This is a genomic window from Dehalobacter sp. (assembly GCA_023667845.1).
GTDB lineage: Bacteria > Bacillota > Desulfitobacteriia > Desulfitobacteriales > Syntrophobotulaceae > Dehalobacter.
In genome coordinates, this window is the sequence record JAMPIU010000095.1 from 56,999 (window position 1) to 76,466 (window position 19,468).

15 protein-coding genes are annotated in these 19,468 nt (G+C 46.3%); 13 read left to right on the forward strand and 2 right to left on the reverse strand.

The annotated features are described in order from the left end of the window. Positions 1-21: 21 nt before the first annotated feature. The 3 genes from NC238_06940 to nrfD are packed head-to-tail and all read left to right on the forward strand — an operon-like array spanning position 22 to position 4,427. Positions 22-2,706 (forward strand): molybdopterin-dependent oxidoreductase, encoded by a 2,685-nt coding sequence (locus NC238_06940; protein MCM1565675.1) that lies wholly within the window; start codon positions 22-24, stop codon positions 2,704-2,706. A 14-nt stretch (positions 2,707-2,720) separates the two neighbouring features. Continuing rightward, positions 2,721-3,329 (forward strand): 4Fe-4S dicluster domain-containing protein, encoded by a 609-nt coding sequence (locus NC238_06945; protein MCM1565676.1) that lies wholly within the window; start codon positions 2,721-2,723, stop codon positions 3,327-3,329. Between the two features lie 18 nt (positions 3,330-3,347). Then, the gene (gene nrfD / locus NC238_06950) at positions 3,348-4,427 is read left to right on the forward strand and encodes a polysulfide reductase NrfD (GenBank protein ID MCM1565677.1); all 1,080 of its coding nucleotides are present in this window, start codon (positions 3,348-3,350) and stop codon (positions 4,425-4,427) included. Positions 4,428-4,509: 82 nt separating this feature from the next. Here nrfD and NC238_06955 read toward each other — a convergent pair whose 3' ends face one another. Further along, positions 4,510-5,172 carry a Crp/Fnr family transcriptional regulator gene (locus tag NC238_06955; protein ID MCM1565678.1) on the reverse strand — a complete coding sequence of 221 codons (663 nt, stop codon included), beginning with the start codon at positions 5,170-5,172 and terminating at the stop codon, positions 4,510-4,512. A gap of 223 nt (positions 5,173-5,395) precedes the next feature. After that, a complete protein-coding gene (locus tag NC238_06960; GenBank protein ID MCM1565679.1) occupies positions 5,396-6,610 on the reverse strand; it encodes an MFS transporter in 1,215 nt (404 codons plus the stop codon). Between the two features lie 291 nt (positions 6,611-6,901). Here NC238_06960 and NC238_06965 point away from each other — a divergent pair, with 291 nt between their 5' ends. From NC238_06965 to queA, 10 genes are all read left to right on the forward strand, one after another. After that, the gene (locus NC238_06965; GenBank protein MCM1565680.1) at positions 6,902-9,898 is read left to right on the forward strand and encodes a molybdopterin-dependent oxidoreductase; all 2,997 of its coding nucleotides are present in this window, start codon (positions 6,902-6,904) and stop codon (positions 9,896-9,898) included. Next, positions 9,895-10,731 carry a (4Fe-4S)-binding protein gene (locus NC238_06970; GenBank protein MCM1565681.1) on the forward strand — a complete coding sequence of 279 codons (837 nt, stop codon included), beginning with the start codon at positions 9,895-9,897 and terminating at the stop codon, positions 10,729-10,731. The genes NC238_06965 and NC238_06970 overlap by 4 nt, the downstream gene beginning before the upstream one ends. Before the next feature lie 70 nt (positions 10,732-10,801). Beyond that, positions 10,802-11,470, forward strand: coding sequence for a Crp/Fnr family transcriptional regulator (locus NC238_06975; protein ID MCM1565682.1), 669 nt, complete (start codon positions 10,802-10,804; stop codon positions 11,468-11,470). A 233-nt stretch (positions 11,471-11,703) separates the two neighbouring features. After that, the gene (locus NC238_06980; protein MCM1565683.1) at positions 11,704-12,993 is read left to right on the forward strand and encodes a methyl-accepting chemotaxis protein; all 1,290 of its coding nucleotides are present in this window, start codon (positions 11,704-11,706) and stop codon (positions 12,991-12,993) included. Positions 12,994-13,395: 402 nt separating this feature from the next. Continuing rightward, entirely contained in the window at positions 13,396-14,151 is a 756-nt protein-coding gene (locus NC238_06985; GenBank protein MCM1565684.1) for a YebC/PmpR family DNA-binding transcriptional regulator, read from the forward strand. A gap of 116 nt (positions 14,152-14,267) precedes the next feature. Further along, positions 14,268-14,765, forward strand: a complete 498-nt coding sequence (gene ruvC / locus NC238_06990) for a crossover junction endodeoxyribonuclease RuvC (protein ID MCM1565685.1) — start codon at positions 14,268-14,270, stop codon at positions 14,763-14,765. Beyond that, the gene (gene ruvA, locus NC238_06995; GenBank protein MCM1565686.1) at positions 14,762-15,361 is read left to right on the forward strand and encodes a Holliday junction branch migration protein RuvA; all 600 of its coding nucleotides are present in this window, start codon (positions 14,762-14,764) and stop codon (positions 15,359-15,361) included. Before ruvC ends, ruvA begins: the two co-directional genes overlap by 4 nt. A 477-nt stretch (positions 15,362-15,838) precedes the next feature. After that, the gene (gene ruvB / locus NC238_07000) at positions 15,839-16,870 is read left to right on the forward strand and encodes a Holliday junction branch migration DNA helicase RuvB (protein ID MCM1565687.1); all 1,032 of its coding nucleotides are present in this window, start codon (positions 15,839-15,841) and stop codon (positions 16,868-16,870) included. A gap of 147 nt (positions 16,871-17,017) precedes the next feature. Continuing rightward, positions 17,018-18,367, forward strand: coding sequence for a SpoIID/LytB domain-containing protein (locus NC238_07005; GenBank protein ID MCM1565688.1), 1,350 nt, complete (start codon positions 17,018-17,020; stop codon positions 18,365-18,367). Positions 18,368-18,373: 6 nt separating this feature from the next. Then, positions 18,374-19,414: a tRNA preQ1(34) S-adenosylmethionine ribosyltransferase-isomerase QueA gene (gene queA / locus NC238_07010; protein ID MCM1565689.1), complete on the forward strand. Its 1,041-nt coding sequence runs from the start codon at positions 18,374-18,376 to the stop codon at positions 19,412-19,414. Positions 19,415-19,468 lie beyond the last annotated feature (54 nt).

Genomic DNA, 19,468 nt, shown 5'->3' on the forward strand with positions numbered 1-19,468 from the left:
CTAAGATGGAGGTGACTTATTTTGCTTAAAAATGTTGAGAAATCCAAGATAACACGCAGGGGTTTCTTAAAAGGAACAGGTGGAGCGGTTGCGTTTTTAGCATTATCAGGCAACTTGTTCCCGATTTCAAAGCAGATCTTTGCCCAAACGGATGGAACAGCCGTGTCCGAAACCGTAGTAAAACCTGGTCTCTGCCACTCATGTCATCTTGCGAAATGCAGTCTGCTTTACACAGTCAAGGATGGGGTACTTGTTCATGTTGAAGGAAACCCGGAGGGGCCCTGGAATAAGGGAAAATGCTGCGTAAGAGGGCAGTCAAGTCCGGCTTTTGTGTATAATCCATATCGGGTAAAATCACCGATGAAGAGGACCAACCCTAAAAAAGGATTGGATGTCGATCCGGGATGGGTGGAAATCAGCTGGGACGAAGCTATCAACACAATGGTAGAAAAGCTTTCGGCTATTCGCAAAAGTGATCCGCGCAAGTTGTGGTGGATGCAGGGTTTCCCGGCTTTCCCCAATCAAATAACCGGAATGAGAGCCATTTTCCCGACGGTTTTCGGCACCCCGAACCAAGGGATGATTACCGGGGCCATGTGTTCGGTACACTTGACCAACGGGCTGGTTCAAGGCGGTTTTGCCCAGTATCCTGATTGGGACTATGCCAAATATATTCTCTCGGTAGGGAATACGACAGCACCAAACATCGGGCCTGGAGACGGAGCTGCAAATTATATTGTTGATAAAGTGAAAAGTGGCACACGGTTAGTCGTTGTCGATCCGCGCTGTTCACCCGAGGCCAAGCTTGGGGAATGGGTTCCGATTAGACCGGCATCGGATTTTCCGTTTATGCTTTCATTGGCCCATGTCATCCTGCATGAACTGAACACATTTGATGTTTGGTTTGTAAAGAACCGTACAACCGGACCGTACCTGATCAGTCCTGAAGGGGATTACCTGAAGAATGCCGCCAACAAGCCGCTCGTCTGGGATTCCGTGGCCAAAGCCGCGAAGGCTTTTGATGATCCGAGCATTGGAGATTATGCGCTTGAAGGTTCCTATGAAGTCAATGGTGTTAAGGTACAGCCTGCTTTTGAACTTCTGAAACAGGGAATGGTTAAATACACGCCGGAATGGGCTGAGGAACTGACGACGATTCCGGCCGCTAAGATTCGTGAAATTGCGAAGGACCTTATCGAGAATGCCCAGATCGGCAGTACCGTTAACATCAACGGGGTTACCTTGCCGCTTCGCCCGGCTGTAATTTGCGTCAGCCGCGGATTGACCAGTCATCGTGACGGTCACCATGCATTCTGGATGTCCATGGTCGTTAACCAGTTGATCGGTGCTGTAGCCGTGCCGGGAGGAAATATTGTGGCCCCTGATCCGAAGGCGCTTACGCCGGGTGAAGACGGTGTCGTCATTCCGGAGAATTTCCATTGCAAATTCACACCTTGGCAATGGCCGCCGCAAGCACTGGAGGCCAGAGAGTTCCAGCCGTATTGTTTTGACATCACCTACCGCATGATCGATTTGATTCTCGACCCGAAACCCTATTATGCTAACTATACCCCGGAAATGTTCATTAGTTTCGCCGCAAACCTTTATACGAAGGGCGGAAATCCGGAACGGATCGGGGAAGCCTTAGCCAAGATACCGTTTGTTGTATCGATTGCTCACCATGTTGATGAACACACAGCCTTCGCCGATCTGGTCATGCCGGAAGCATCTTATCTGGAGATGCCGACAGCTTTCTACTTCCAAATGTACAGACCGGGATCAGCAAGATTAGGCAACATCCATATCGGGCACAGAGAGATCATTAAACCTGTCAATAATGTGCGGATTATGGACGAAGTGTTCACCGATATCGCGGAACGGATGGGAATGCTCTATGGGCCGGGACCGGACAAACTGAATTTTATGACCAACATTATTTTGGGCATTCCGCCCCAATTCTGGCTTGATCTGGGCAAGAAACACAAGGCGGCGGATGTTGTCGAGCGTTACTTGAAAGGGCAATACGGTCCGCAAATCACGCTTGATGCTTTGGCCGCAAAAGGTTTTGTCTATGATGAGATGAAACCGCAGGATGTCTACAACTACACCGCTTTTCCTGGCAAAACGACACGTCACCCGCTTTACAATGTTTATTACAAGAGAGCGGGAGAACAGTTGCTGGCCGGCATGGAAAAAGCAGGAGTTAAACATCCGGGCTTCAGTGACGAAGAGATTAAGTTTTACTATACGGGTGTGCCGGCTTGGAAGCCGACGCCAACGCAAAGTGCGCCGGCAGAATATGATCTTTACGGCGTCGTTTGGAAAATTCCCCAATTCCTGTTTGATATCAGCGGCGTTGGGACCAACCCCTGGCTTGTCGAAACAGCAGAACAAAACCCCGATTTCGGCAAAATTCTGCTGAATACGGCAACTGCGGACAAAAAAGGATTAAAAGACGGGGATATGGTCTATGTCGAAAGTCAATTCGGTGGGAAAATCGGGCCTTATCCCGTTAAAACCACTGAGTTGCTGCATCCCGATTGCATGGGCGTTGCATCAGGTATAGGGCGTTTAGTCTCGACAATGAATCCGTTGTCAAAGAAAAATATTCCGTATAACCGCTTGCTTGCCTCAACATGGGAGAGCATTGAGGTTATAACCGGGGGTATTGAAAACAGCCCTAGAATGAAAATAACGAAGGCATAGGAGGATGATTACCCATGAGATATGGTATGATAATTGACCTAACTCGGTGTATCGGCTGCGATGCCTGCACTGTTGCCTGCAAACAGACAAATGGAACCGGACCTGGCGAATTCTGGTGCAGGGTGTATAAGACTCAGGAGGGGAAATACCCGGATGCCCGGCCGGTTTATTCTCCTGTACTTTGCAACCATTGTGATAATCCGCCCTGTAAAAAAGTATGTCCGGTAGGAGCAACACAAAAACAGGCAGATGGTATCGTTGCGGTTGATGCGGACAAATGCATCGGCTGCAGGTACTGCATTGCGGCTTGCCCGTATGATGTCAGGCATTTTGTTACGTCAACTTCTAAAGGATATTATCCGGAAAAAGGGCTTTCGACTTTTGAAAAGGCCATGTACCCGCTTCATCAGGAGGGCACTGTCGAAAAATGTGAGTTTTGTCAAGGCAGATTGGCCGAGGGCAAGCAACCGGCCTGTGTCCAGGCTTGTACGGCTGTTGCCAGAATATTTGGGGATCTTGATGATCCGAATAGCGAAGCTGCAAAATTGGTGAGTTCCGGAAAAGCGTATACACTTTTGCCTGAAGCCGGTACAAATCCAAGAGTGTACTATATCAAAGGATAGAAGGGGTGGTGAAAAAATATGGATACACTGAATGAAGTGACAACAATAGAAAAATTTAGAAATTCTCCGGGCAATAAAAAAATAATTGGTTTTGGTGTTTTGGCTTTAATTGGCATAGCCGCCTGGATCATTCAGCTTACTGTAGGATTAGATGTCTTAGCAGCAGGGAAGAGCATGGCATGGGGCGTTTACATTGCATCCTTCTTTCTGCTGGCCGGCACCGGAGGCGGATTGCTGATTCTCTCAGCTTTGGGAGATTTCGGAATACTTTCTGCCGTTAAAATGCAGCGCCGTTCGTTGCTGATCGCTGCGATTGCTTGTTTCATCGCTGCCGGTTTTACGATTCTGATGGATATTGGCAGGCCGGAGCGTGTCCTCAACATGCTTTTTTCTCCCAATTTCTCGTCTATGTTTATATGGGATTTTTACTCTCTGGGTCTGTCTTTGATTCTAGGCATTGTTTGCCTCTTTAGCAAACCAAGCAAAATTCTCGCTAGTTTAACAACGTTGGTCGCCTTGGCTTTGTTAATTGTTGAAGGATTAATTTTGACTGTCAGTACCGGAAACCCCATGTGGACCAGTGTTTTGACGCCTTTGTTGTTTGTGGTCGAGGCGTTTGTAACGGCGACAGCGGTTGCTTTGGTTATAAGAGATACAAAGGAAAGCGATGGCCGTTTGGAGAAAACATTAGCTGTTTTATTACTGGCAACCTTGGCAGTCAGCCTTGTCGAAATTGCTGCTGTAAGCCTTCTCGGAATGCATGCAGAAGCCAAAACGAGTTTTCAGCTTCTCCTGAGCGGAAACTTAGCGCCGTTTTTCTGGGGACAGATCCTTCTGGGCATCCTATTGCCTTTCGTTTTGCTGGTAAAATACAAGAGCGGCAATAACGTGAAAGCGGCCTCAATCTTGGCTTTTGCGGGGATATTTGTAGCCAAGATGAATTTGCTGGTGGCGGGGCAAGCATTGCCGTTTGAAAATTTCCAGGTCACCTACGTACCGTCGTTGGTGGAGTGGGGAGGATTTATTGGAGGGTTAGGAATTGCGGCTTTCTTGTATATTCTAGGTATACTTGTTCTACCGGTAAAAAAGGGTTTATAGAGGAGAGTATTATGTAAGAAGAGGCCTTCGTTACTATAATAGCAACGAAGGCCTCTTTTATTGATTGATCCCATATCTCATACTACCTTTTCGGAATATTATCTAAAAAGACTATAAATTTTCCATCTATCTTATCCAATAACCCCTCACTTATTAGATTTTTCAGAATCTGTGTAACTCTTACCCTCGTCGAGCCGACAATGTCGGCAATAAACTGGTGGGTAAGGGGTTTTCCAATTAAATAGCCATTTCCTGTTTTCATACCATATTTTTTGGCTAAATTCACCAAGAGAAAATATACCCTGTCTTCGACTTCTTCAAAGGTCTGACCAGCCAGGTAAAAAGACAATCCTTGCAGCTTCAAAATTAAGGATCGCAGCATACAGTCCAAAATACTGGGATCCTCATATCCGGCTTTTGCAAGCACATCATGTTCGAATATGGCAATTTCAACGGGTGTAAGACAGGTTATAGTCAAAGCATAGTAAATGCCATCTACGAGTACGTCATCTATAAATGCCCTTGCTTCTCGAATAGCAATCGTTCTCTTGCGTCCGCCGGCACTTGTTATACTAATTTCTACAGTTCCGGATAAAAGTAGGGAAAGTTTATTATCGAGCCCTTCCCCGTAGATAATATCTCCTTTGGCATATTTTGCGGCTTTTGATAACGTTAATAATTTTTGCACCATTTCATCGGCGATCATGTTTCCAGTCCAAGGAGACCATTCTTCCCACTGTCCCATATTGATAACCACCTATTGTTTAACAAAATCGTAAATGAACGATATTAGTTTCGGTTAGTATAAATTTGACACACCTCAATTATACCTTATGTCATTAATATTATGCATACGTATTCAGATATAAATAACGCATGTCGTTTAGGAATACTGAATGACATGCGTTATTATTGTTTACAGTATAGTATTCTTCAGAACATTGCCTGTGATAAGTAACGAATGAATGTCAGGAAGACAATGAGCGTTGTTCAGATTTATTAAGGGAGTTCTCTCTGAGCTTGAGAACCAGAATTAAGGGAATTAAAACCAACAGCAGGACACTTACGACACTAAATGCAACGGAGAAAACACCGTGACTGGCATCAAGGACTGTTCCGAATAAAATGGCACCGAATGAGCCGCCGACGTCAAACGAAATGATCAATAAACCCATTCCGATGCTGAGGTTTTTCTCGCTGACCATTTCAGGCATAGCGGAATAACAAACGGGAGCAACGACTGTGAATCCTAAACCAAGTAGTACGGCCCAAATGAAGAACGTATTCATGAAGTGGAATCCAATCGCACAATAGGAAGCTGCCATAAGAACAGCACCAAAAATCAGGATCGGACGCTTGTAATTTTTCAGACCTTTATCCAAGGCGGCTCCGAAGAACGGGGAAAGTACAAGCGGGATAATCATAATCAGGCTTGCAAACAAACCGATCTGTGCCGGCGGGGTGCCGTTCATACCGAAATATGTCGGACCAAAGTTTACATAAGCGGAGACCGACAAAGTAAAGACTGCGTAGATGACGGCAAGGAGCCACATGTTGATGCTTTTGGGTGTGTCTTTAAGGCTGTGCGATGCTGCCGAAACTTCAGCATTTGCTTTCGGAAGACGCAGGAAAAGAAGACAAAGTAAGAAGACGGCGATTTCCAGACATGCGATCATAAACATCGTATTGCGCCATCCCACTGCAGCTCCGACGCGACCGAAAACGTTTAAACCAAAAATCATTCCGAGTGGTTGAGCTGCCGTAAACAGGGCCATGGCCATGCCCATATTTTTTTCATCGAAGTAACCTGTAACAAAGAGGGGCGTGACAATAATTAATGTCGTGCTACCTAAACCGGCAATAATCCGGCCAATAACGATTGTCCAGAAATCAGTGGCAGTTCCGGTAAGTGCAACCCCGGCGCCAATTAACAAAAGTGCAATTAATACAAGTGTTTTGCGGTTAACCTTATTTGCCAGCAAGGAAATAAAATACGCAAATACAATTCCGCAAAGCGTAGCAGCAGACATCGCAAATCCGACTTGGGTATTGTTCATCGGGATATCTTTCAAAATTAATCCAACGTTGGGAGCAATACTAATTTGGGAAGAGTTGAAAGCAATCATCGTTAAGCACATGAGCAACAGTACAACCCATTTGTAAGATCTGTTTGGCTCAGACATCAGAATACCTCCTATTTTTTATTTTTAAAAATGAAACAACGAAATTAGTTTCACCTCCTTTTTCATTTTCGATTATAAGATGGGAGGACAAAATGAGATTGTATTATGTGATACCATTTGAGAAATGTTTTGTATCTAATAATACAATTTTTTTTCTGTGCAACGTAACGATTTATTTTTGATAGGAGACAACACAAAAGGATGTATCAAGTAATACAAAAAAAAATCAAGGTGTTATCTTATAATCTTAGCTGAAAAGGATTAATTATTATTTTATTAGGAGGGTAAAAAGTGTCATTTAGAAAAGTATCGACAAACAAACAGATACAGTTCTCAACTACGTTATTGGGTCTCGAAAAACTTTTAAATTTTTCTGCAAAGAGATATCCCAGTTTCGCAGCACACCTCAAAAAGAAAGACTTTACTTTGCAAATTAAAATTAGGGATGATTCACAGGGAAGGTTTTTTACCTTCAAAAATGGACGCGTGTCGTCAAAAAATGGGGTTAATCCCGGCGCCGATGTTGTCATGGCTTTTGAGGATGCGGCGCTGGCGTGCCATCTCATGAAATTTAACAGGAGCCAACTGGATTTTATCTCTGCCGGAAAGGACTTTTCCTTAACGGTTAACGGTCCGGACGAATTGTGTGTGTATGTCGCAAATATGCTGACCGCAATCACGAATATGTCGACGATCTTCGGCGGCAATTACGGAACGGACATGGGGAATGGGGTCAAAAGGTATACCACAGGGTCAAACGGCGGCCCGATGTTTGTTTATGTCAAGGATGGGAAAATTTTAAGAACGACGCCGATCGACCTTGATAGCGAGGATCCGGAACCGTTTACAATTAACGCCAGGGGACGGAAATTTACGCCGCCAAAAAGAGTTACCTGTACGTCTCACGGGCTGACGTGGAAATCCATGGTTTATTCGCCGGACCGTATTCTCTATCCAATGAAGCGGGTGGATTTTGATCCCAAGGGCAACAGAAATACACAAAACCGCGGGATATCGGGGTATGAGAGAATTAGCTGGGACGAAGCCCTGGATATCGTAAGCAGTGAAATTGCGCGGGTTAAAAAGACGTATGGCCCGGGATCACTTTTTTTTGCAGGGAGCTCCCACCACACCTGGGGTAATATCGGTTACCACTTAAGCGCTTCGGACCGGTTTATCAACACGCTTGGTTTTTCACGCATCTGTATGAATCCGGACAGCTGGGAGGGTTTTTATTGGGGCGGAATGCACCACTGGGGAAACACGGCCAAACTCGGTTCGCCGGATCAGTATTCCACGGTTGAAGACCAGCTTAAAAACTCCGAAATGCTTGTCATGTGGTCCAGTGACCCGGAGTCAACCTCAGGGGCCTATGGAACCTATGAAGGCGCTATCCGTCGTGAATGGCTGAAGAGCCTGGGCATTAAGATTGTCCATATTGATCCTTTCTATAACCATACGGCTGCCTGGATGGGCGGAAAATGGTTCTCGCCGAGACCGGGAACAGATACCGCAATGGCGCTGGCAATCGCTTACGTCTGGCTGACGCAGGATCTTTATGATAAATTCTTTGTTGAAAACCGCACCAAAGGTTTTGAACTTTGGCGCGATTATATCCTTGGTAAGGAAGATGGCATACCGAAGACCCCGGAATGGCAGGAAAAAGAAACCGGTATTCCAGCAAAGGATGTCCGGGCTTTGGCCGAGGAATGGGGGACCAAAAAAACCTATATGTCCCCTGGCGGCATGGCCGGTGTAGGCAGCGCCTGCCGCGGATCAAACGGGGGAGAATGGGCCAGATCAATGCTTTGTCTGATGGCGTTGCAAGGTTTTGGCAAACCCGGCGTAAACTTTGGCGCTATGCAGTTCGGAACACCGCTGAACCATCGCTTCTTCTTCCCGGGTTATGCGGAAGGCGGTTTCTCCGGTGACTATAACTTCACCGGTTCGCCCGTTAACCTGTACCAGCGTATGCCGTCGACGCCAAGCGTCAGCTCGGTTACGCAGTTTGTTCCCCGCTTAAGAATACCGGAAGCTTTTCTTGAAGGACATGCAATGGGTTATCCGATGAACCCTTACTCACTTGAGGGACAGTTCTTCCCTGCGCCTTATCCGTCTCCCGGCCATTCGCAGGTTAAGCTCTACTATAAATACGGCGGCGCTTACATGAGCACCCAACCGGAGTCCAACCGGTACGCGCTGGCTTACCAGACCGACAACATTGAGTTTGTCGTTAATCAGTCAATTTGGAATGAAGGCGAAGTAAGGTTTGCCGATATCATTCTGCCGGTCTGCACGAACTTTGAGCGCTGGGACATTGGCGAATTTGCCCACAGCGGCGGTATCATCGACAAAACATTCCTGCAGTGTAATCACCGGACGTTCTTTATTCAGCATAAATGTATTGAACCACTGGGCGAATCAAGATCGGATTTCCAGATCTATACAGATATCTGCTGCAGACTCGGAGTTGGTGTCCCGTACAGTGAAGGCAATACAGAGTTTGACTGGGTCAAGAGGATGTTTGACGCGACCGATTTGCCCAAGGTGATCTCTTGGCGTAAATTCCTGACCAAAGGATATTATATCCTTCCGCCGATTTATGATGAAAAGGATCGTGACCCTGTCGCTTACAATTGGTTCTATGAAGGACGCCTGAAGGATGCGCCGGAACTGACGCCGCTGCCTTCGGAGTATAAAGAGGAATACCGGAGAGGGCTGCAAACCCAAAGCGGCCTGTTCGAATTCGAATGCTCAAGCCTTAAGCGTTTTGATCCGAATGATCCCGAGAGACCTGTAATTAATAAGTATGTTCCGTCCTGGGAAGGCAGAAGCAGCGAACTGTATCAAAAATACCCGTTGCAACTGATCTCACCGCATCCGCGCTACAGTCACCATACCATGAGCGACGGCAAAGGAACGGTTATTAACGAGATATCCAACCACAGAATTTCCATCAACGGCTATCATTACTGGCCGATCCGGATTAACCCTGAGGATGCGGAAAAACGCGGTATCAAACACCATGACTTGGTGGAAGTCTACAATGACCGCGGTTCGGTTATCTGTGCCGCTGTGGTTACGCAGCGCCTAAATCCGGGCACGGTGCATGCCTATGAGTCTGCCGCTAAGTACGATCCGATCGGGCTCCCCGGAAAATCACCCGATAGAGGCGGACTCATAAACATCCTTACGCCTTCCAGAACCCAAATCCGACAGTCGCACTCGATGGCTGCCAATTCTTGTCTTGTCGAAATTAGATTATGGAAGGGAGATCAGTCAAAATGAAGAAGTGGCATTTTGTAATTGATATCGAAAAATGTCTTGCGTGTTTTAACTGTCTTGTCGTCTGCAAAGATGAATTTGATGACAATACGTTCCCGGGCTATTCGGTTCCCCAGCCCCGGTTCGGGCAAAAATGGATCGACCCGGTTCCGAAAGAGAGAGGGCAGTACCCGAATATTGATATGGCTTATCTGCCAAAAGTTTGTATGCATTGCGCTAATGCGCCATGTGTTAAAGCCTCGGGCGGGGCGATTCAAAAGAGACAGGACGGTATTGTTCTCATTGACCCGGTGAAGGCGAAGGGCAAAAAAGATTTGGTCAAATCCTGTCCTTACGGCCTGATCTCTTGGAACGAAGAAGCCAATGTCGCTCAAAAATGCACGTTTTGTGCACATCTGATTGATCAAGGGTGGACAAAAACCCGTTGTTCTCAGGCTTGCCCGCTTGAAGCGATCAAAGTTGTTTATATGGAAGACGCGGATTTTGAAGAAATGGTTAAGGCAGAGAAGCTTGAAGCTTATAAGCCTGAGCTGAAAACGAAACCAGGCGGCCTGTACAAAAACTTGTACCGCTATACAAAGTGCTTTATCAGCGGGAGCGTAGCGTATACCCGCGACGGTATTGAAAGATGCGCCGAAGGATGTAAAGTCGTCCTGTCTAAGGACAAGCAAAAGATTGCCGAACAGACGACGGATAACTTTGGAGACTTTAAGTTCGACCAACTTGATGAAAAGAGCGGGAAATATCAATTAGAATTTTATCTGGATGGTTACAATAAAATAGTCAAAGAGGTCGATCTTACGACGAGTCTCAACATGGGAGAAATCCATTTCTAAAACTGAAGATGCCAGGTAATCAAACATTGCCTGGCATCTTCTTCAAATTCCAATGAAAGGTTGTGATGATATGGCTCAGTGGGAAGCGTGGTCTCCTTGGACAGAAAATATGATTGACGATGAAATGGTACAGAAGCTGCTAAAGTTATCAAAAGTAGAAAAATATGAAAAAGGGGAGGTCATCTATTGGGAAGGACTGGACAATAGACTTTTCCTGCTGTTGTCCGGCAAGGTGGAAGTCAGCATTACAAGTGCCGGAGGGCGCAAGCGTACCGTTGCGATTCGTGAAGCGCGCACTTTCATTGACGACGTACTTGTTGACGGGCTTTATTATGCCGTGACAATTACGTGTCTTACACCTGTTGATATCGCGGTATTTGAACAGCGTGTACTGACAAAAGCCGGTTATGAGGACCCCAGCATTTTGGATTGCATGTTAAAATCAGTCATTTTAAAGTTGCAAGGATTGTCTTTTTACTTGGCGGGACAGACATTTGAAGATGCGGAAGACAGAATTTATTTTCTTCTGATCAACTTGGCCAAAAAATACGGCATAAAAAACGGAAATACTTATTATCTCGAAAAACAGCTCACGCACCAATTTATCGCGGATATCGTAGGATCAACCCGCGTACGGGTAACACAAAGTATTAAAAATTTAAAGAATAAAGGGCTAGTGACGAAAAAGAATGGCAGGTTTGTCGTTTTTGTCGATGATAATCATAAAGTCATGCAGTAGTCTTTTTGTGCAATAAAACCGTTCGGACAAAAATCGGAACGGCTTGTTTTTTTGGGAGGACATATCGGATAGTGCAAAATATTTGACTGTGATGGTAAAGTATATTCAAATAAAATTAATGTATCATATGATACATGGTATTTCACGAATAAAAAATTAAAATTCAAATATAGAATCATGATATATATTCTCAAATTATCATTATGTTAGCAAGATTGACAGGGGAGAAGAGTATGGGATTTAAAAATTTAAGCATTAAAAGCAAACTAATCGGCGTATTGTTGTTTGTGACTGTTGTGTTTATCACACTGCTTTGCTTCGCTTATTATGTTTTGATCGGCAACGGGCAAGGGGCAGCCGGAATAACGGATGTTGCCACGAAAATCAAGTATGTCATGATTGCTTGCGCGCTGGCATTCTCTATTACGGCATTGATTATTGGGATTCTGGTACATACGTTAATTCTCAAACCTGTGGTTCGTTTGCAAGAAGGCCTTGCGGCTGCAGCCCAAAAACGAGAAGCTTTGTCATCTGACTTTTTGGGGAAAGATGAGGTTGGGCAGCTTGCTTATATTAACAATAAGCTTTTAGCGGATGCGATGGAAAACCGTGGTGCAGTTTTACTTAGTGTTGAAGAAATATCGAAGTTGGCTAAGCAACTGGATATAGGATCAGAGCAAACGGCCTCTGCATCCAATCAGATCGTCGGTTCCATTACCAGTATTGCAAGCGGGGTCGATAAACAGCTCGAATCTACGGTTGAATTATCGGCCTTTATGAAGCAAATGTCGGATGGTATGGAGCTAATCACCAGAAATACGAATGAAGTGGTCAGTCAATCTTCCCAAGCGGTAGAAAAAGCTAAAGAAGGCCAGGACACGGTTGGGAAATCAGTCAGTCAGATGAACAGTATAGATCAATCGGTCATGAGTTTTGCCGCGATTATTAGGCAACTCGGAGAAAGGTCAAAAGAAATCGAACACTTTGTGAACGATATTTCTGGAATTGCCGATCAAACGAATATGTTGGCTTTAAATGCAGCGATTGAAGCGGCACGTGCGGGGGTGCAAGGGAAAGGGTTTGCTGTGGTTGCGGAAGAGGTCCGGATATTGGCCGACCAATCCCAAGAAGCTGCAAAACAAATTGCATCCATTGTCAATGCGATACAAACAGATTCCCATATTGCTTCTTCGGCGATAGATGTTGTGAATGAAGAAGTGAAGCATGGCATTGAAACAGTCAATAACAGTGGTGAAGCATTTACCAAAATTGTGGAAATGATTAATCAGGTTTTTGTTCAGATTAATGAAGTATCTTCTATCCTGCAGCAGGCCCTCAGCGGCAACCGGTTGATATTTGATTCTGTTGCCAGGATTGAAAATGCAAGCCGGAACACGTCAGAGGAAATCCAAACGGTTTCCGCAGCGACTCAGGAACAGTTGGCATTTATGGAGGAATTATCTTCATCGAGTAAAAAACTTTCCAAACTTGCCCAAGATTTGTTTGGATCAATGCAAGTGTAAGATCTATATTTCATTTGGCCACGTATTGTTCAATACATTGGATCCAAATGAAATTATGGCTGTTATAATGCCGATTATTGATGAAGCGGCAAAATACAGTCACAAGACTTGCCGAAAAACGTAATCTCCTGATGCCCCAGTAAAACGTCAGTGTGAAGCATCTTCATCTATTTTACTGGGGCATTGCTGGATTTTAACGCAGAACGTATTGAGGAGAAAATACATGAAAATCATAGTACTCTGAGGATTTCTGGGATCAGGCAAAACCAACTTATTATTACAGTTAGGCAGTCCCTGCTTGATATGTAGAAGAAATAATCTGACAATAACAATCTTTTTTTTGCCTGAGCTTCCGCTACATGGTAAAATATATAGGCTATAATGTATCAGGGAGGAATCATTGTGTCAGGTCATTCCAAATGGGCCAATATTAAACATAAGAAAGCCAAAACCGATGCTATCAAAGGCCGGATTTTCACAAAATTAGCCAGAGAGATCATGGTGGCCGCACGGGCCGGCGGTGCAGACCCGAACGGGAACTTTAGGTTAAAAATTGCGATTGATAATGCCAAGGCAGCCAACCTGCCGAATGACAATATTCAGCGCGCGATCCAAAAGGGTGCCGGAGCAGGAGAAGGCGCCAATTATGAAGAACTGCGTTACGAAGGCTATGGTCCCGGCGGAGTTGCGATCATGGTGGAGCTGATGACAGACAACAGGAACCGGACAGCATCAGAGATGCGTCATCTTTTCTCGAAAAACGGCGGCAACCTTGGAGAAACCGGCAGTGTCGGCTGGATGTTCACGGAAAAAGGACAGCTTGATGTACCGAAAGAAGATTTAAAAATGGATGAAGATGAAATCATGCTTCTGGCGCTTGAGGCAGGTGCAGAGGATGTCGCGTCTGAAGATGAGAGCTACGAAATCTTCACCGAGCCGGGCAGCATGCAGGAAGTCAGACAAGTGCTGCTGGACAGTAAGATACCGATTGAAAATGCGGCCATCAATCTGATTCCAGTCAACCGCGTCGAGATCGCCGATATCGAACAAGCGAAAAAGATCATTAAGTTGATTGATTCGTTGGAGAGCCATGATGATGTTCAGAAGGTCTATACAAACTTTGACCTTGCCGAATCACTGGAAGATGCTGATCTCTAAATCATATCTTCCGCCTGGATAGATAAGATTTAGAATTGAACATGGTATGAGTATAGGATGATAAGCTTGACAGGCTACTGAAAGAATGGAATGCGGATCACAGAAGGAGCAAGAAGATGTTGATTCTTGGCATTGACCCGGGAACCGCCATCATGGGGTACGGACTGATCGAAAAAAATGGCCAAAAGCTTTCCCCGGTCACTTATTCCTGTTGGCGGACTCCGTCAGATTTGCCGATGCCGGACAGGCTCAGAATGCTTTACGAATCGCTGGAGGATTTCCTGGGAGAATATTCACCGGATGTGATGGCTGTCGAAGAGTTGTTTTTTAACCGCAACACCACGACAGCGATTACGGTCGGACAGGCCAGGGGAGTCGTTCTGCTGAGCGCTGCACGCCGGAATATTGAAGTATCCGAATATACACCTTTGCAGGTCAAGCAGGCTGTGGTCGGATACGGCAAAGCAGATAAAAAACAGATACAGTATATGGTCAGGGCAATCCTGTCGCTGCAGGAAACACCAAAACCTGATGATACAGCTGATGCGCTGGCCATCGCCATATGTCATGCGCACAGCATGGGACGCCGGATAAATGGAGGAATGTTAAAATGATCGGAATGCTGCGGGGGACTGTGTGGACAGCCGAAGCGGACCGCCTGGTGCTTGATGTCGGCGGCGTAGGCTATTTACTCCATGTTCCGGTAAGTTCAATGGTAAAGATCAGGCAGGGGGAAGAAACTGTCTTGCATACCCATTTAATCATGCGGGAAGATGACCTCTCTTTGTACGGTTTTTTGACCCGCGATGAGAAAGAGCTGTTTCTGCAGCTGCTCAGCGTTACAGGGATTGGTCCAAAAGCTGCACTGGCGATTTTATCGTCATTTGCAGTCAGCAGGATTAAGACGGCAATTGCCTGTGAGGATGTTTCTTTATTAACCGAAGTTCCTGGAATCGGCAGCAAAACTGCGAAGAGAATCATTCTTGAACTGAAAGAAAAGATCAAGGATGTCGATATTAAAGCCGGAACGGAAGATTTGGGATCGTTCATTCCGCCAAATGATACACTTGAGACGTTGCTGGCTTTGGGCTTTTCCCGCTATGAAGCGCGTGACGCCCTGACCAGGGCGGAAAAGAGAGGACTGTCTTCCATGGAGGATCAGCTCAAAGAAGCGCTTCGCTTATTGGCAGGACCATCAGAACATATGTGATACCCTTTGATATACTCGCACATGATTCTCAAATTACTTACACAAATTGTTGCTTATCTCTATATCTAAAACCATTATCAGGGCAAGTCTGTGGGCCACAATACCGCTTTTCGGCCTTTTGTGCCATCCATGGCACAAAAGGCCGCGCTGCGCTATCCTGCTCCGCTCACAGCGGAACTGTGGCCCACAGACTGATCTACTGGTTATTCAAGTAGGTCCGCATGTCGGAATGTAGCGCATTCTTTGTGTAGTAAAAAACGTTTAACTACTACAACGATTCAGAAGTAATTTGAAATTAAGCTTTCACTAACTCCAGACTAGGTCTCTGTAATGGATGGCCAGCGCCAAGCGGAGCATGGATTGCGCAGCACGGCTGTTAGCGCCATGGAGGGCGCTATCTGCCGAAAGCGGTCATCCATTACAGAGACAAACCCGAGCAAGTCGATAGTAACTTCATTCACTAAAGGAGGAACCAACTTGGAAAGAGTCATCACTTCCCTGGAGCGTCCTGAAGACCGGGATTTCGAAGCCTTAAGACCGGGCAGGCTGATGGAATATATCGGACAGGCAAGTATCAAAGAAAACTTAAGTGTCTTTATCCAGGCGGCCCAGAACAGGGGAGAGGCTCTCGACCATGTCCTTCTTTATGGTCCGCCCGGACTCGGCAAGACCACGCTGGCCAATATTATTGCGGCCGAGATGGGAGTCAATATCCGGACGACTTCCGGACCGGCGATTGAAAGGCCGGGAGATTTGGCGGCACTTTTGACTTCACTCGAACCACGCGATGTACTGTTCATTGATGAGATTCACCGTCTAAGCAGGACAGCGGAAGAAGTCTTGTATTCCGCGATGGAAGATAATTGTCTGGATATCGTGATTGGTAAAGGACCGAGCGCTCGTTCCATCAGGCTGTCCCTATCTCCGTTTACGCTGATCGGGGCGACGACCAGAGCCGGGCAGCTGACGTCTCCTTTGAGGGACAGGTTCGGGGTCATCAGCCGGCTGGAATTTTATACGACGGAGGAACTGCTGCAGATCGTCGTCAGGGCTTCCCGGATCCTGAAAGTGGATTTGTCACCGGACGGAGCGGAGGAGATTGCCAAGCGTTCCAGAGGGACACCGCGGGTGGCCAACAGGTTGCTCAAAAGGGTAAGGGACTATGCGCAGTTCTGGGGAAGCAGGATTGTTGATTCTCAGACGGCAGCCAAAGCAATGGATAAGCTCGAAGTTGATCCGATGGGCCTGGACAGTCTGGATCAGAAAATTCTGCTGGCCATTATCCGGAATTTTGACGGAGGACCGGTTGGTCTGGAAACGCTGGCTGCTACTGTAGGTGAAGAGGCCGAGACCCTGGAAGATGTTGTGGAACCATTTTTGCTGCAGAGAGGTTTCCTGCAGCGGACACCAAGAGGCAGAATGGTAACGAACCAGGTCTACAGCTATTTTGGATTGGATCTTCCAGCGAATGTACAGACGGGACTTTTTTGTGAACCAGAAAGTAAATAGCTTTCTGATTCAGCTAAGGGCAACTAAGACTTTAGCCAGCGCCAAAGGCTTGGCGTAAGCCAGGTTTTCTATAGGAAAATAATTGAATATACTGAACGATAGTTGGGCAATCTGTTTAACAGCCGGATAGTGAAGGAGTCGATTCAAATGTTTTTCCATGGCTGCGGTGTTAAACAGAGCGCTTTTTTGTCTAAAGCTTTTTGCCTATTATTTGCTGTAATGCTTTTTTTGATTACCCTGACACCGAATGCAGCGCTTGCAAGGGAGGTAACTGTGAAGCTTGTCTGGCAGTTCCCTGAAACCGGCTGGTTGGAAATCGAAGTCAGACAGGGCAGTTATACTCTTGACTATAATGATTTCAGCGTCAGCTTAACAGCCGGGGACCGCTGCCAGATCGGCCAGAGCAGTATGGCAGATTTCCTGGCTGTGGGTGACCAGTTCGTGATTCTGGAGAAAAATAAAGTTAAGCTTACTTCCGAGAATCAGGGCGTTTTTCGGGTCAGAGAACCCGAAAAGGATTGGATCAGCTACCGCGGAAATCTTTCTATTGTGAAAGAAAACGGTTGCTGGAAGCTGTATAATTCACTTGAGCAGGAAGACTACTTGAAAGGAGTCGTTCCGATCGAGATGAGCAATGCCTGGGCAGCAAAGGGTTTTGAAGCCTTGAAAGCGCAGGCGGTCGCCGCAAGGACATATTTGCTGAAAAATATAAACGGTGGTGTTATCACGGACTCACCCGATATCCATCAGGCTTACCTCGGCAGATCAGTGGAAGGGGAAGCCAGCCAGGCGGTGACAGCAACGACGGGAGAGGTCCTGACTGATCAGGATACCGGCAGACCCATTTCCATTTTCTACTCTTCACATAACGGCGGTTATACGGAGGCCCCCCAGAATGTCTGGCAGAATCAGGACGTTCATTATACGTCCATGCCAGATCCGTTTTCCAACGGCATTGGAGGCTATACCAATCACTGGAGGTTTGTAATTGCCGCGGATGTTCTTGGAGAAGCTTTTGATCTTGCCCCGGTAAGACAGGTAAAACTGGCAAAATATGTATCGGGCCGCGTATACCGTGTCGTGCTTCAAGACTGGTTAGGCAACGAAAAATCGGTATCCGGCGGGGACTTTGTCCGCAAGTTTTATCCCGAAGGATCTCTTTCAAATGATTCTTTCCTTGGAAGACTATTTCAGGTAGAATATATCATGCCTGTATTTCAGAAAAATACCCCGGAGATTTCTTTGACTGGGAATTCTTTGGCAGGGATCTCTACGGAAGAAGGCAGTGGTCCGCTGCTCTCCAGGATCAAAAGCTCCAATGACGGTATAGCAGAAAAACCTGGAGTATACGGTGTATTTGTTTTCAACGGCAGGGGCTGGGGACACGGCGTCGGGATGTCCCAATGGGGTGCCTATGATATGGCAATGCAAGGTTATTCTTATCAGGATATCCTAAACTATTACTACAAAAATATTGATTTGGTGAAAATGGAGTAGCAGAGAATGAGGTTGGAGGATTTTGATTACGACTTGCCGGAAAGGCTCATTGCCCAAACACCGGCGGAACCACGGGATTCATCAAGGCTGATGCTGGTGGATAAAGCCAAAGGTGAAATATTTCATTATTTATTCCAGGATATCGTGCAATTCTTCAATGCGGGAGACGTACTTGTCCTGAACAAGACTAGGGTGATTCCGGCCAGATTAATTGGGGAAAAAGAAGGCACCGGAGCAAAAATTGAGGTACTCCTGCTGAAGAGAATAGACAGGGATCGCTGGGAAGTCCTGGTTAAACCCGGCAAAAGGCTGAAACAGGGTCAAACCGTTGTTTTCGGGGGAGGACTTTTGCGTGGGGAATTGATCGAAATTCTTGACGACGGAAACAGGATCATTCATTTTACGTATTCCGGCTTGTTTGAGGAAGTCCTGGACAGTCTCGGCGAGATGCCTTTGCCTCCGTATATCACCGCAAAATTAAACGATAAAGAGCGGTATCAGACTGTTTATGCCAAAGAAAACGGTTCGGCTGCGGCACCTACTGCAGGCCTGCATTTTACGGAAGAGCTGCTGCAGAGGATTAGGGACAAAGGAGTCGAGGTTCTTGAAGTCCTGCTGCATGTCGGTCTGGGAACGTTTCGGCCGGTAAAGACGGAAGAAATCACCGAGCACCAAATGCACACGGAATATTTCAGCATCGATTTTGAGACTGCCGCCAGAATCTCTCTGGCCAAAAAAGAAGGCCGCAGGGTGATTGCGGTTGGGACAACCGTAGTCCGGACGTTGGAATCCGCAGCGGGACTTTGTCAAGATGCTTCCGGGAATGTGCTGTCCGAGACCGAAGGATGGACGGATATTTTTATCTACCCCGGATATCAATTCAAAATTGTCGATGCCATCATCACAAATTTCCACTTTCCGCGCTCGACACTGCTGATGCTGGTCAGTGCCTTTGCAGGCCGGGAATTGATTTTGGAAGCGTATCAGACTGCAGTCCGTGAGGAATATCGTTTCTTCAGTTTTGGGGACGCCATGTTTTTAGTTTAACATGGGAAAGATGCACGCATTCTAGTTCCCGTTAACACATGAGGAATGCCATGT